We start from the raw sequence: 14590 nt of genomic DNA, 5'->3' as shown, positions 1-14590 counted from the left end.
CAGAATTTTTAATCTGATAAAAACATATTCTACATAAAATACGTTCCTATAAAATTTCAATTGAAAAGCGTATAAATTTTGACGACTTCTACCCTTATTAATTGCCCTTAAAAACTTATAATTTAATTATCTTTGCTCACATTATTTTCCGCTATGAAACCTACTGATATTTCGACGCTCGAACCCAAGAAAAACATATTGATCAAAGGCGCACAGGTGCACAACCTCAAAAACCTTGATGTCGCCATTCCAAGAAACAAACTCGTGGTGATTACCGGGCTTTCGGGCTCCGGAAAATCATCGTTGGCCTTCGACACGCTTTATGCTGAAGGACAACGTCGTTACGTAGAAAGTTTGTCGTCTTACGCGCGCCAGTTTTTGGGCCGACTCGACAAACCCAAAGTAGAATACATCAAAGGCATTGCGCCAGCCATAGCGATTGAACAAAAAGTCAATACGACCAATGCACGCTCCACCGTTGGAACATCCACTGAAATATACGATTACCTGAAATTGCTTTTTGCGCGTATTGGGAAAACCTATTCGCCGGTTTCAGGAAAGGAAGTCAAAAAAGACACCGTGAGCGATGTCATCAATACCGTCAAGACTTTTGCGCTCGAAAGCAAATGGTTGCTCTTGGCGCCAATTCATCTTGAAGAAGGCAGAAAGCTTGAAGACAAACTGAGTTTTTTATTGCAACAGGGTTTCGCCAGAATATTCGTCGATGGCGAAATGATCCGATTGGACGACCTCGGAACAGCACTCGAAGAAACCAAATCCAAAAAACAAAAGGAAGTTCTTTTGATTATCGACAGGATAGTCGTAAAGGAAGAAGAAGAATTCTACAACCGTTTGTCCGACGCCGTACAAACTGCTTTTTTTGAAGGCAAAGGCGTGTGTTATCTTCAGGAATTGGACACCAAAAACCGATTGGAATTCAGCAACAATTTCGAACTCGACGGCATCAGTTTTCTGGAACCTAACGTACATTTATTCAGTTTCAACAATCCTTACGGCGCATGTCCGGTTTGCGAAGGTTATGGGAACATCATCGGCATTGATGCTGAGCTTGTGATTCCGAACACTACATTATCAGTTTATGAAAACGCGATTTTCCCATGGCGTGGCGAAAGCATGGGCTGGTATCGCGACGAACTCGTCAACAATGCCTATAAATTCGATTTTCCGATCCACAAACCATTTTTTGAACTCACTGAAGAACAAAAGGAATTAGTCTGGAAAGGCAACGAATATTTTCAGGGCTTGCATGATTTCTTTAAGGAACTTGAGGAAAAAAATTATAAAATCCAGAACCGTGTGATGCTGTCACGTTATCGCGGCAAAACCAAATGCTATTCGTGCAAAGGAAAACGGTTACGCATTGAAGCTTCTTACGTCAAGATTGACGGCAAAACCATATCCGATTTGGTCGATTTGCCGATCCGGAAATTGGCCGCATTTTTCAAAGACCTTACATTAAACGACTTCGACCAGAAAGTAGCCAAGCGTTTATTGATCGAAATCAACAACCGACTCAGTTTCCTCGTAGATGTAGGCTTGGATTATCTTACGCTCAACCGAAATTCAGCTTCGCTTTCGGGTGGTGAATCCCAACGTATTAATCTCGCGACTTCACTAGGAAGCAGTCTGGTCGGTTCGATGTATATTCTCGACGAACCCAGCATTGGCTTACATCCAAAAGATACCGAACGACTCATTAAAGTTTTGCTGTCGTTACGCGATTTGGGCAATACTGTGATTGTCGTCGAACATGACGAAGATATTATGAAAGCCGCCGATATGATCATCGACATTGGCCCCGAAGCCGGAACTTTTGGCGGAAACCTTGTAGCGCAAGGCACTTATGCTGAAATATTGAAAGCCGATTCGCTTACAGCAAAATATCTTAATGGTTCACTGGAAATTCCAGTGCCTAAAACCCGAAGAAAATGGGGAACCTATATTGAAATTTTAGGCGCGCGTGAAAACAATCTCCAAAACGTAGACGTCCGTTTCCCACTCGAAGTATTGACCGTAATTACCGGAGTTTCGGGCAGCGGAAAAAGTACGCTCGTCAAAAAAATATTGTTCCCGGCCATGCAGAAAAAGCTTGAAGGCATTGGTGAAAAAGCAGGACAGTTTACCGAAATGCGCGGTTATTACCATAAAATCCAACATATCGAATACATCGACCAGAACCCGATTGGCAGAAGTTCGCGCTCGAATCCTGTGACTTACATCAAAGCTTACGACGATATCCGCGACGTATTTTCAAAAGAGAAATTATCCAAAATCCGCGGGTACCAACCCAAACATTTTTCATTCAATGTTGACGGTGGTCGATGCGAAACCTGTAGCGGTGAGGGTTCGATCAATGTCGAAATGGTCTTTATGGCCGACGTACATTTGCCCTGCGATACTTGTGGCGGCAAGCGTTTCAAAAAAGAAATCCTCGAGGTTTATTTCGAAGGCAAAAACATCGACGACATTTTAACTATGACGATCGATGACGCTGTTGCGTTTTTCACGGCAGCCAAACAAAATAAAATCGTTCAGAAACTCCAGCCGTTGCAAGACGTTGGTTTGGGTTATGTGCAATTGGGACAATCTTCGTCCACTTTATCAGGCGGTGAAGCACAACGTATTAAACTCGCGACGTTTCTGGTAAAAGGAAGTACGAAAGAAAAAGCGTTGTTTGTGTTTGATGAACCTACGACCGGTTTGCATTTCCACGATATCAAAAAGTTGCTGAAATCGTTTGATGCCTTAATCGAAAAAGGCCATTCCATTATCGTCATCGAGCACAACATCGATCTGATCAAATGCGCCGATTACATCATTGATTTAGGCCCTGAAGGCGGTGAAAACGGCGGACAGATTTTAGCCGTCGGAACGCCCGAAGAAATCGTAAAAGACAATAAATCGATTACAGGAAAATATTTAAAGGAGAAGCTATAATTAGTCCTGATCGTCGGCCGGATTCTCATCGCCGGCGAAGAATAGGTTGAATACAAAAATCTTCACGTAACGCGTCTCATTGCTTTCAAAAGAATACGTGATCCTTTTTTTCTTCGGATCGAGAGCGACTTTTCCGCGCGCACTTTTAGAGCGTAAAATCCACGTAGCCACGCCGTCATCATCAATCGAGTAATTGATAATCGAACCGTGATAAAGCCTGGTTTTTCCGTCATCGGTCATACTGATTACGATATAACCACTGCTTTTCGTATTGATTTCGCGGATGTCAATCACGGAACTTTCATACTCGGTATCTTTCAGATCGTAAGCGTCTTTTTCTTGGTTCCAGACATAAAACAAACGGCTGTCAGAATTGAATCGGCGTTGTTCGTTCACTTTGGTCGGCATGGTCTGCGCGGCGCCTATGGCAGTGGTGAATAGCAATAAGCTGATAATGAAATACTTCATCGAGAATTCGTAAAATTTTTCCAAAAATACAAAATTGATTCAAATGAAACCGACTTTAACACAAGAACTCTGTTTTTTAACTATATCATAATCCTGTTTGGTATAATAATTGACAATACGAAAACATGAGAAAAAAGGAATCCTGATTCTTCAGATTTCATAATTATTATAAAATTGGGTTTTATAATTTAATTGGTTGGATCCCGCTGGTAGTTTACTGTCAGCGGGATTTTTTTTAGAAGCCAATCCTGCTGTACGTTCCTATCTTTTATGCCACACGAGCGTAGCGAACTGACGAAGTAAACGACGGCATAAAAGGATAACCACTTCCATCAGGGCTAAGATTTCAGTCTTCGAATGAAATTATTGATGACCTGATTGATCTCCGTAGAAACCATCCATCGGTAATTCCAATACCCATAAACCAACGTAATCAGTATCGATTTCAAACTGATATTGACGAACGGATGAAAAGGGAAATCCCAAAAATAAAACAATAGAAAAACCAGTACAATAATTGCAAAAGACGATAAAGTTTTGCGCGTAAATGGGAATAAATCCATCTTGCGGACGACGAACCAAAGTTTAATGGTATTGTAGACAATGACGGAAATCAAAGTCGCCAAAGCCGAACCGACGATGCCGTACAGTGGAATAAAAATCATATTCAGTATCACAATCATCACCACCAGAAGCACGCCGAAAAAAAGCACCCATTTATAATATTTCGTATTGAGGATGATGGCATTGTTGTTCCCCAAAATCACATCATAAAATTTAGACAACCCAATCAGAAAAACCACTAGAATCCCACCGCTGTACTCACCCGGAATCAACAAATAAATCTGTTTGATGTTGAGAAAAATTCCGAGCATGATCAATCCTCCAAAAACCTGAAGATTGATGGCGCTTTTCTGATACAGATCCTGCAATTCGTTCTGCTTGTTTTCGCTCATAAGCCTGGCTGTAATCGGATAAATGATCTGCAACATCGCGCGGCTAGGCACCGCAATGACGGTCGCTATAAAGATGGCTACGGAATACAACGCATTACTGCTGATGTTCTCATAAGCCGGAATCATGACTTTATCGAAATCCATTAATAAAACGGCGACACTTCCCGAGAGAATGATAAAAAAGGAATAGCCGAAAATCTCTTTGCTGTTGTGTGGGATTTTAAAGCTTAGCACTGGCATTTTCACATACATTGCATAAGCTTTCATCACGGCAAACTGCAAAAAATAAGCCATCACCAACCCGTAAATAAAATCGTCTTTAGTAAGCCAATCCCAATGCACCGCAAACAGCATCAGCATCACCACCACGCGCACAAGAATCTCACTAATCAGGTTGCCGAATACCGACTGCATATGTACTTTGACCCACGCATAATACACTTCAAAATAGCCCATGCAAATACCGATAATCGGAATCAACCAAAGGAAAGGTTTGACCGACGGATTTTCCTTCAGAATATAAAAAGCAATCTCATCATAAAAAAAATAGGTAATCGTGGTAATGGGAATGATCAACAACAAAGGCATCCAAAGCATGAAACTCAGAAACTTCTCGCGTTCATCTTCAGTTTCACATCTCGAATAAAAACGGATCAAAGTGTTGTGAACGCCAAACGCCATGAGTGGCATCATAATATTCGAGGCAGAAAGCAGAAACGCGACCATTCCGTAGTGTGCTTTACCTAAAAAGGTAGTGTATAAGAACAAGGCATTGATGGCGCCAATTCCAAAACCGAGATAGGTAACCACGGTATTTTTAATCGACTGGTTGAGTACAATTCCCATAATCGATTTATGAATTAAGCGTTGGCTTTAAAATCAATTCGGACAAACGTTCGGTAAGTTTTTTTCTGGAATAAGTATCGAGCCCGACCGCATTCACTAACAATTCACCCTCTAAAAATGATTGGTAATACTCCAAAATAGTTTTTTTGAGCGCTTCTTTATCGGAATAATCAAAGAACGCTCCGGTATTGGTATCGTGGATGATCTCAGAAAAATCAGAAGAACGCGGGCCAATGGCAATGATTGGCCTTCCGGTCACCATATATTCGAACAATTTTCCGGGAATGATACTGATCGTATTTCTGGAATTGATTTCAATGAGCAACAAAACCTGAGATTTCCGTTGATGGATTAAGGCTTCCTGATGCGAAACATACCCCAGATAATTGACATAATCCGACAAATTATAACTGTGTATCGTGTCAAGAATATCGCGGCTTACCGTACCTAGTAGTTTCAACTCCAGATGTTCCGCAAAACCCGGGACTTCCCGAACCAAATCAGACAAACTTTGCCATAAAATAACCGGATTGCGCTCCGATAAAAACGAGCCTATATGCGCCAATGAAAATTTCGCATCTAAAGTTTGCTTGCTGACGTTCTCAACATCATATCCATTGGTGATGACGGTAATCGGACGGTTGGTTTTCTTTCGAAATTCGAGTTTAGTGCTTTTGCTGGTCACAATAATAGCATCGGCAGTATTTAAAACCTGACGTTCGAGTATGCGGTGTTCGTTTTCTGCATAGTCCGATAATTTCAGTTTCTCGTGGTAACCAATAGTAGTCCACGGATCTCGAAAATCAGCAATCCAGTGAATCGGCAATTGCTTTTTGAGTTTCATCCCGATAAGGTGCAAGCTGTGCGGCGGACCGGTCGTAATCACCGTATCAATATCATTTTCTTTGATATATTTTTTTAAAAAAGCCACCGAAGGTTTCACCCAAAAAACGCGTGCATCGGGAATAAAAAAATTACCGCGAATCCATAACAGGAACTTATCAATTCTGGTTTGTTTTCTTTCATGCGGAATAATACCGGCACTGATCTTACGCGTTTTATTTTTAGAAAAAAGCGATGCCAAGCCATAAGGTTCAAAAATCGGTCTTTTGAGGATGATGGCCTGCGGAGAAATTTCAGCAACCAAATCTTCGTCAAGAATCGGATACGATGGATTTTCAGGAATATAAACGATGGGCTGAATATCGAAGTCGGGCAAATATTTGACAAACTTTAACCAACGCTGCACGCCTGGTCCGCCGGCTGGAGGAAAATAATAGGTGATAATCAGCGTTTTTTTCATGGGTTCACTAAAAATGATTATATCGTTTGCATCAATCTTGCTTGTCGGAATACCAAAGTTTTCTTCTTTCATAGTAGAGGCCACCGACAATTAATAAAACCATACCCAATGAACTCGCCATGGCTATGGTGCTTCCTGTCTTAACAACTTGTGGCTCAAACTTAAACTCGATATGATGCCTTCCTGCCGGAATGATCAAAGCGCGCAAGGCATAATCCGCTCTTAAATGTGGCGTTTTGTTACCATCGATATATGCGTTCCAGCCATCGGCGTAGTACATTTCTGAAAAAACGGCCAAACCTTCATGCGCATTATTCGAGATATACTTCAGATGATTAGGTTTGTACTTTTGAAGTGAGATTTCCGCCAGACTATCCCTTTGGAAAACATTATTTTTCAACAACGTCCCAAACTCTTTTTGGTTGACCACCGCTATGTTTTTAGTATCGAGACTGTCGAGGTCTTTCATTTCCTGATCGGCATTCTGAGCAAATTTCACCTGCCCAACAAACCATGCATTGCCATTCGCGTATTGATTCAATTTTGGTAAAACCGTACCGGAAGTATCGGCTTGAAGCACATAACGCACGTTGAGCATGTCAAGAACATTCAAATTATTCTTGGCAATCTGGTAATCGAACAACTGCTGCATGCGTCTTGGTTTGGCCGCATGGTAACCGCCGATAGATTTATGAAAATAAGAAGCACGCGCACTCGATAAGTTGCCATCGACTTCAAAAACCCTGAAATTGGCCGTATCGCGCTGGATCATCATGTCGGCTTCTGTAGGCTGAAACGGAACATCCACTTGGCTGGCACTTACGAAATCACTGCTGTCTAAGTAATTTTTATCCATAAAAAACAAGTCGGAAACCATCAGCAATCCGACCAAAATAATGGTAGTATTTTTAGCAAGTCGTTCTTTGTTGTACATCCAAAGCAGAACCGAAACGACGAGTATGAAAAAACCTGAACGCAACAAATCTGCCGTGTACAAAGTTTTTCGATCTAAATTTAAAGCGTCGACGAATTGTGGGCCGTATGATTGCAAGTAATAACCGTCGGATGCTCCTGAAAAATGGAACGAACCTTTTAGCAAAAATAAAGTTCCTAAAATCCCGATTCCAATCGCGCTAGATTGCCATAACGCTTTCCATTGCATGTCTTTTTCAGTTTTGAGGAAAGCATGCAAACCTAAAATTGCCAAAACGGGCGCACACAATTCAAGCAATACCTGAATCGAAGAAACTGCTCTGAACTTATTGTACATTGGCAAATATTCAATACAGAAATCCGTTAAGACTGAGAAATTCTTACCCCAAGAAAGCAACAAAGCAACCAAAGCCACGGTAAGAAAAACGTACTTGATTCTTCGTTTCACCACAAAAAGGGCGAGAATACAAAGGAAGAAAACCACGGCACCGATATACGCCGGAGCTGCAACAATAGGCTGATTGCCCCAATAAGTAGGCATTGCGGACACAAAATCTTTGGCTTGCGCTTCAGGAACGTTTTGACTTAGGATAAACTCATACATCGCTCCGTCGGTTCCTACATTTTCACTGTTTGAACCGCCGAAAAGCCTTGGTGCAAATAGATTGAGACTTTCTGCAATTCCGTAACTGTATTCTGTGATATAGTCATTGGTCATGGCGTTCTTGGTCGTATTCGTGGTGCCATCGGCGTTGAAAGTCAATTCGCTTTTGTCGCGGGTACTATATTTTGCATATTCTGATGTAGCCATCAAATTAGTTGCATTCACACCAATCGCAAGAATTCCGGCTATTGCAAAAACACCAAAAATGGTCAGTAGTGATTTGAATTGTTTCTCTTTTACAAAATTGTAAATGAAGAAACACGAGAGGATGAAAAGTAAAATCAGCAAATAATAAGTCATCTGGAAGTGGTTCGCATTGATCTCGAGCGCCGCAGCAATCATGGTCAACAAGCCTCCGAGAATATACCGCCTTTTATAAACCAGCAACACACCCGAAATCACCATAGGCATATATGCAATAGCATGTGCTTTCGCGTTGTGTCCAACGCCTAAAATCACAATAAGATATGTCGACAAACCAAACGCCAATGCTCCGAAGAAAGCCTGCAATGGTTCGATTTTGAGCACCAATAACAATACGTAGAATCCTACAAAATAAAGGAATAAATAGTCCGCAGGTCGAGGCAGAAAACGCAATAAATGGTCTAAAGTACTGATATATTCATGCGGATAATTGGCGCCGAGCTGGTACGTCGGCATCCCGCCAAAAGCGGAGTTCGTCCAATACGGTTCTGCGTGTTCTGAAGCCCTGAAATCGTTTTGCTCTTTGGCCATTCCGGTGTACTGCACGATATCAGACTGGAAGATTTTTTTGCCCTGCAATACAGGATAAAAATAAACGCAAGAAACAATGATGAAACCAAATACGAATAATGCGTGGAGGTAGAACTTTTTAAGGATATCCATAGTGAAAGGCAGTGCTAAATCTTATATAAACCGATTAATTATACCTGCCAAAAATAGTCAAAAACTACTAACGAAACGTCGAAAAACGCACAGTTTTTAATCGAGTTCCTCATAATCGACATACTCGCCTACCTTTTTGGTTTCGCGGGGTTTGGTCTGTTGTGCGGTATCGTAAATGATTTCGTCCTGATTAGAAGAAGCATTGTTTGATTGGTATTGCGACTGATATTGTTGTTGAAAATTACCGGCGGCTTTCTCGACCACTTTCTTCACCATGATCGGAAGAAACAAGCGCGCCAAAAATTTGAAGATATAATAGAACGCTAAAATATAACAGATGGTTTCGAGTAATCCAGTAAAAGATGCTGTTTGCATAGTCTAAAAAATTTCAACAAATTTATGAAATCAAAAGTTCAAAAATAAAATATCATTCTTAAATAAATAATAAATTACAGTATCTTTGAAAAGCGCTGAAAAACGCTTATTAAAACTACTTTTATGTTAAAAATCAAGCCCTTAGCTTTTCTATTCCTTGCTTTTTATTCGACTGTGAATTACGCACAGTTTACCGATGTGATCAATTCGAACCGTCCCGGACAATCGATGGCGGCGTTTTCGGTGGGAAAAACCGTTTTTCAGTCGGAATTGGGCGTCAACCGCATTATAGAGAAAGACAAACAGGCCGATTATAAAGCAGCGGATTGGGCGAGCGATCTTACACTGCGCTATGGAATCTTCTTCGAGCAATTCGAACTCATCGCCAACTTTGACTATCTCAATGAAAAGTTTACCGGAACTGGTGCTACCATTAATGAAGGCGGACTCAGAAAAATGCTTCTCGGCGCGAAATTCCTGCTTTATGATCCGGAGAAAAACTATGAAAAAAAACCAAACCTTTACAGCTGGAAAGCGAATCATAAGTTCAACTGGAGACAATTCATTCCTGCCGTAGGGCTTTATGGCGGTATCAATGTGAATCTTGCCAAAGAAAAATTCTTAAGAACCGGAATTCCCAATGAAGAAGATTTCACAGTCAAAGGCATGATCCTAACCCAAAACCAATTCGGACGTTATACTTTTTTAACCAATATCATCCTCGACAAATTTCCATCGCAAAGAAATTCGATTGATTATGTTTTGACGATGACACGCGGTTTCAATTCGAGATGGTCGGGCTTTGTGGAGATTCAAGGCTTCAATAACGAATTTTACAAAGACCATTATTTCAGAACCGGAGCAGCTTTCCTTGTAAAACAAAACATTCAGGTGGACGCTTCGTTAGGAAGTAACTTTCAGGCATCGCCGAATTTAGTCTTTGGCGGCATTGGCGCTTCATGGCGTTTCGATGCGAATTACAGCGAAGTGATGCTGCGCGTTCCAAAAGAGGAAAAGAACGACGGCAAATCGACGAAAGACAAAAAAGAGAAGGAGAAAAAAGACAAGGAAAAGAAAAAACGCAAAGACCTGATTGAAAACACCGAATTCAAGTAAACTTTTTTGAAATAGACACTATGATTACCATTGAGGAAGTTACCGATAAAAAGTTGCTAAAAGCCTACGTTACTTTTCCGTTTTCGATTTATAAAGACCATCCGTATTGGGTTCCACCTTTGATTCAGGATGAAATGGAAAGTTTCGACACGACCAAAAATCCGGCATTTGAAACCGCTGAAGCGCATTTATATTTAGCGTACAAAGATGGAAAACCGGCAGGAAGAATCGCCGCAATCATCAATTGGAATGAAGTCAACATTCAGGAAAAGAAAAAAGTGCGTTTTGGTTGGTGGGATGTCATCGATGATGTGGAAGTCACGAAAGCCTTACTAGAAAAAGTCTACGAGCTAGGCAAAAAACACAACCTCGAATTCGTCGAAGGTCCGATGGGTTTTTCAAATCTTGATAAAGTGGGCGTGCTCACCGAAGGTTTTGATTTTATCGGCTCGATGATCACTTGGTATAACCATCCTTATTACGCTTCACACCTCGAACAGTTGGGTTATGTGAAAGAAAAGGAATACCACGAAAGCAATTTTTCGTTCGATTTGGTCGACCCTTCTTTTTTCGTCAAAGCGCAGGAACTCATCAAGAGAAGGTACCAGTTGACACCGCTCAATTTTACGAATACGAAAGACATCATGCCTTATATAGATCAGATGTTCGATTTGTTCAATAAATCTTATGCGAACCTCGCTTCGTTTGTGGCAATTACTGATGTACAACGCGATTATTTCAAGAAAAAATACATTCCGTTTATCAATCCTGAATACATCAAATTTATTGTCGATAAAGACAACAACCTGATTGCGTTCAGTATTGTCATGCCTTCGTTTTCAGTAGCTTTACAAAAAGCGAAAGGAAAATTGTTCCCATTCGGTTGGTATCATTTGCTTCAGGCGAGAAAACACAGCAAAGAAGTTTTGTTTTACCTGATTGGGATTGCACCAGAATACCAAAGTAAAGGCGTCACGTCGATTGTGTTTGACGAATACTACCGAACCTTTAAGGAAAAAGGCATCAAACATTGTGTGAGAACGCCCGAACTCGAAGAAAACCACGCAATCCACAACCTCTGGAAACATTTTGATCCGAGAGTCATCCGCCGTAGAAAAACGTACCGAAAAGATCTGTAATTAGTTGTTGCAGGGCACTTCGACCAAAGGAATCGCATTGTTGAACTGAATGGTTTTGAGGTTTTGAAAGGTTACATTTCCATGACCGTCATCAGTCACGGGACCAAAACCTTCGATGTAATTTCGACCTTGCTTCAAAAAAATCACTTCCCGCGCCGACATCGTGCCTTCAGACTGAAAACTGTATTTTCCAATAAGCGTGTCGCCTTTAAAAGCGCCGGTCAGCGTGCCTTCGTTATAATCTTTTTCAAAATATTTATACGACAATTTCCCGTATTGGAGTTTATCGCCTTTTGTGATTAAAGACATCCGAATCGTGTCTTTGCCCTGAATTCCCTGATAACAAACTTCTGAAAACGGATTCACAGGTTTCTCAATTTTGAGATCTTCGATAGTCATTTCTTTTTTACAAGCGCTCAAAAACACTAGAGCAAACAAAGTCAAAACAATATTTTTCATAATCTTCAGATTCAAAAAAACCGCCTCAATGAGAACGGTTTTCATTATTATTTTTCTATCTATTTAAATTAGCTAACGTCAACCGTGGTTTTCTCAGCAATCGCTTTGTAAGTTCCGTTGACCAATTTCTCACGAATCGCTTCAAAAGCTGTCAACGTTTCTTCAATATCAGCCAAAGTATGCGAAGCCGTAGGAATCATACGCAACAAGATAATCCCTTTCGGAATCACCGGATACACTACAATCGACAAGAAAATCCCGTAATTCTCACGCAAATCATTCACCATGACCATCGCTTCAGGAATGCTTCCCTCAAGGTAAACCGGCGTCACACAAGTATTCGTATCACCGATATTGAAACCTCTGGACTTCAATCCGTTTTGTAGTGCATTGACGTTTTCCCACAATTTGTCTTTCAATTCCGGGTGGTTTCTGAGCAATTCCAAACGCTTCAAAGCGCCCACGGTCTGAATCATTGGCAATGCTTTGGCAAACATCTGCGAACGCAAATTATATTTCAGGTAATCGATGATGTCTTTATCCGCTGCGATAAATGCTCCGATACTCGCCATCGATTTGGCGAATGTTGAGAAATATACATCAATGCCATCCTGGCAACCTTGCTCCTCACCTGCTCCGGCTCCGGTTTTACCCAGTGTTCCGAATCCGTGCGCATCGTCTACCAACAAACGGAAATTGTATTTCTTTTTCATCTCCACAATCTCTTTCAATTTTCCTTGCTGGCCCCGCATTCCGAAAACGCCTTCGGTGATAAACAAAATGCCACCGCCGGTTTCCGTCGCCATTTTCGTAGCACGCTGCAGGTTTTTCTCCATGCTTTCAAGGTCGTTGTGCTTATAGGTAAAACGTTTTCCCATGTGCAGACGCACACCGTCGATAATACACGCGTGCGCATCGACATCGTAAACGATAATATCATTTTTTGTCACCAAAGCATCAATGGTCGACATGATTCCCTGGTATCCGAAATTCAACAAATACGCCGATTCTTTCATGACAAAAGCAGCCAATTCGTTTTCAAGTTGTTCGTGCATGGTCGTGTGGCCTGACATCATACGCGCGCCCATCGGATAAGCAGCACCGTATTGAATCGCAGCATCCGTATCGGCCTGACGCACTTCAGGATGGTTCGCCAAACCCAAATAATCGTTGAGGCTCCAGTTCAGGATGTCTTTCCCGTGGAATTGCATTCTCGGCCCCAATTCACCATCGAGTTTTGGAAACACATAATACCCTTCCGCTTGCGACGCCCATTTCCCTAACGGGCCTTTGTTGTTTTGAATTCTCTCGAATAAATCTTTTACCATGATAAAGTTGTCTAAATTTCGACTTTTTTGATGGCGCAAAAATAATTATTTTGATGGGATTTTCTGGCCTTAATCTGATTTATTTTTAGAAGCTGTTCCCGCTATACGCTCCCAATCTTTTATGGCGAACACCGCCACAAAAGGATTTCCGCTACTATCGGGGCTAGGGCTATTGGTAACAATAAACTTCTTACCTTTGACAACTAACTTCAGGTGCTAAAGCACTAAGGATCTAAGGCACTCGTTTGAAAAACCTCAGAACCTCAGCCAACTCAGAACCTCAGAACCTCACAAAAATGCCACAAGAAATCAAAATAGCGGTACTCATCGACGCCGACAACGTTCCGTATAGCAACGTCAAAGGGATGATGGAAGAAATCGCCAAATTCGGTCTTCCGACGACCAAACGTATTTATGCCGACTGGACCAGACCCAATGCCACGGGCTGGAAAGCGGTTTTGCTCGAACATGCGATCACACCGATACAACAATACAGTTATACGACCGGGAAAAACTCTTCCGATTCCGCAATGATCATCGACGCGATGGATTTACTGTATTCGGGCAAAGTCGACGGTTTCTGCATCGTATCGAGCGACAGTGATTTTACAAGACTCGCCATTCGTTTGCGCGAATCTGGAATGAAGGTCATCGGTATGGGTGAAAAGAAAACACCGAACTCGTTTATCGTTGCCTGCGATAGGTTTATCTATATTGAAGTGCTTGATGGTGCTAAACCCAAAAAATCAGTCAAACCCAATCCGGTTATTGATGCCAAAAAACCTATAGAAAAACCTGTCGAACTCAACAAAATTGATCCTCAAACCATCGACCTCATCGAAGACACCATTGATGATATTGGTGATGATGACGGCTGGGCGTTTCTGGGTGATGTCGGAAATCTAATCGTCAAAAAGAAACCAGAGTTCGACCCTAGAAATTATGGCTTCAATAAACTCACGCCAATGTTAAAATCATTGTCCGATATTCTTGAAATCGACGAAAGAGATTCAGACAAAAAAGGAATTAAACATGTATATGTCAGGCTTAAAATGTAAATAAAAAACCCTCTCCGTTGCCGAAGAGGGTTTTTTATTTACATTTTGAATACTTTGTTATGGATGGTATGAAAATCTAGAATTCTCGATACTGATCAAAACGTTGTCAAGATCTGCGTT

The 14590-nt window shown here is 41.4% G+C and carries 11 protein-coding genes; 4 read left to right on the top strand and 7 right to left on the bottom strand.

All coding sequences use genetic code 11. The annotated features are described in order from the left end of the window. Positions 1 to 153 precede the first annotated feature (153 nt). A complete protein-coding gene (gene uvrA / locus Q0058_RS13605; RefSeq protein WP_298224864.1) occupies positions 154 to 2958 on the top strand; it encodes an excinuclease ABC subunit UvrA in 2805 nt (934 codons plus the stop codon). Here the strand turns inward: uvrA and Q0058_RS13600 are convergent, their stop codons facing one another. From Q0058_RS13600 to Q0058_RS13580, 5 genes are all read right to left on the bottom strand, one after another. Then, positions 2959 to 3450, bottom strand: coding sequence for a hypothetical protein (locus Q0058_RS13600; protein ID WP_298224862.1), 492 nt, complete (start codon positions 3448 to 3450; stop codon positions 2959 to 2961). Between the two features lie 314 nt (positions 3451 to 3764). Beyond that, positions 3765 to 5228, bottom strand: coding sequence for an oligosaccharide flippase family protein (locus tag Q0058_RS13595; protein ID WP_298224860.1), 1464 nt, complete (start codon positions 5226 to 5228; stop codon positions 3765 to 3767). Between the two features lie 7 nt (positions 5229 to 5235). After that, positions 5236 to 6531: a glycosyltransferase family 4 protein gene (locus Q0058_RS13590; protein WP_298224858.1), complete on the bottom strand. Its 1296-nt coding sequence runs from the start codon at positions 6529 to 6531 to the stop codon at positions 5236 to 5238. A gap of 31 nt (positions 6532 to 6562) precedes the next feature. Next, positions 6563 to 8995, bottom strand: coding sequence for a YfhO family protein (locus Q0058_RS13585; RefSeq protein ID WP_298224856.1), 2433 nt, complete (start codon positions 8993 to 8995; stop codon positions 6563 to 6565). A 96-nt stretch (positions 8996 to 9091) separates the two neighbouring features. After that, on the bottom strand, positions 9092 to 9370 hold the full coding sequence (locus tag Q0058_RS13580) for a DUF4834 family protein (protein ID WP_298224854.1): 279 nt from the start codon (positions 9368 to 9370) through the stop codon (positions 9092 to 9094). A 123-nt stretch (positions 9371 to 9493) separates the two neighbouring features. Between Q0058_RS13580 and Q0058_RS13575 the strand changes: the two genes are divergently transcribed. After that, on the top strand, positions 9494 to 10486 hold the full coding sequence (locus Q0058_RS13575; protein ID WP_298224852.1) for a transporter: 993 nt from the start codon (positions 9494 to 9496) through the stop codon (positions 10484 to 10486). A 20-nt stretch (positions 10487 to 10506) separates the two neighbouring features. Further along, positions 10507 to 11625 (top strand): GTP cyclohydrolase, encoded by a 1119-nt coding sequence (locus Q0058_RS13570; protein ID WP_298224850.1) that lies wholly within the window; start codon positions 10507 to 10509, stop codon positions 11623 to 11625. Here the strand turns inward: Q0058_RS13570 and Q0058_RS13565 are convergent, their stop codons facing one another. Continuing rightward, positions 11626 to 12129, bottom strand: a complete 504-nt coding sequence (locus Q0058_RS13565; protein WP_298224848.1) for a hypothetical protein — start codon at positions 12127 to 12129, stop codon at positions 11626 to 11628. A gap of 23 nt (positions 12130 to 12152) precedes the next feature. After that, a complete protein-coding gene (locus Q0058_RS13560) occupies positions 12153 to 13412 on the bottom strand; it encodes a pyridoxal phosphate-dependent aminotransferase family protein (protein WP_298224846.1) in 1260 nt (419 codons plus the stop codon). 296 nt (positions 13413 to 13708) lie between these two features. On the opposite strand from Q0058_RS13560, the gene Q0058_RS13555 reads away from it, so the two are divergent. After that, positions 13709 to 14470, top strand: a complete 762-nt coding sequence (locus Q0058_RS13555) for an NYN domain-containing protein (protein ID WP_298224845.1) — start codon at positions 13709 to 13711, stop codon at positions 14468 to 14470. Positions 14471 to 14590: the final 120 nt, after the last annotated feature.

Source organism: Flavobacterium sp., assembly GCF_027484705.1.
Lineage (GTDB): Bacteria > Bacteroidota > Bacteroidia > Flavobacteriales > Flavobacteriaceae > Flavobacterium.
Note: the sequence above shows the minus strand (reverse complement) of the source record. Positions and strands in the feature narration are given on the sequence as shown.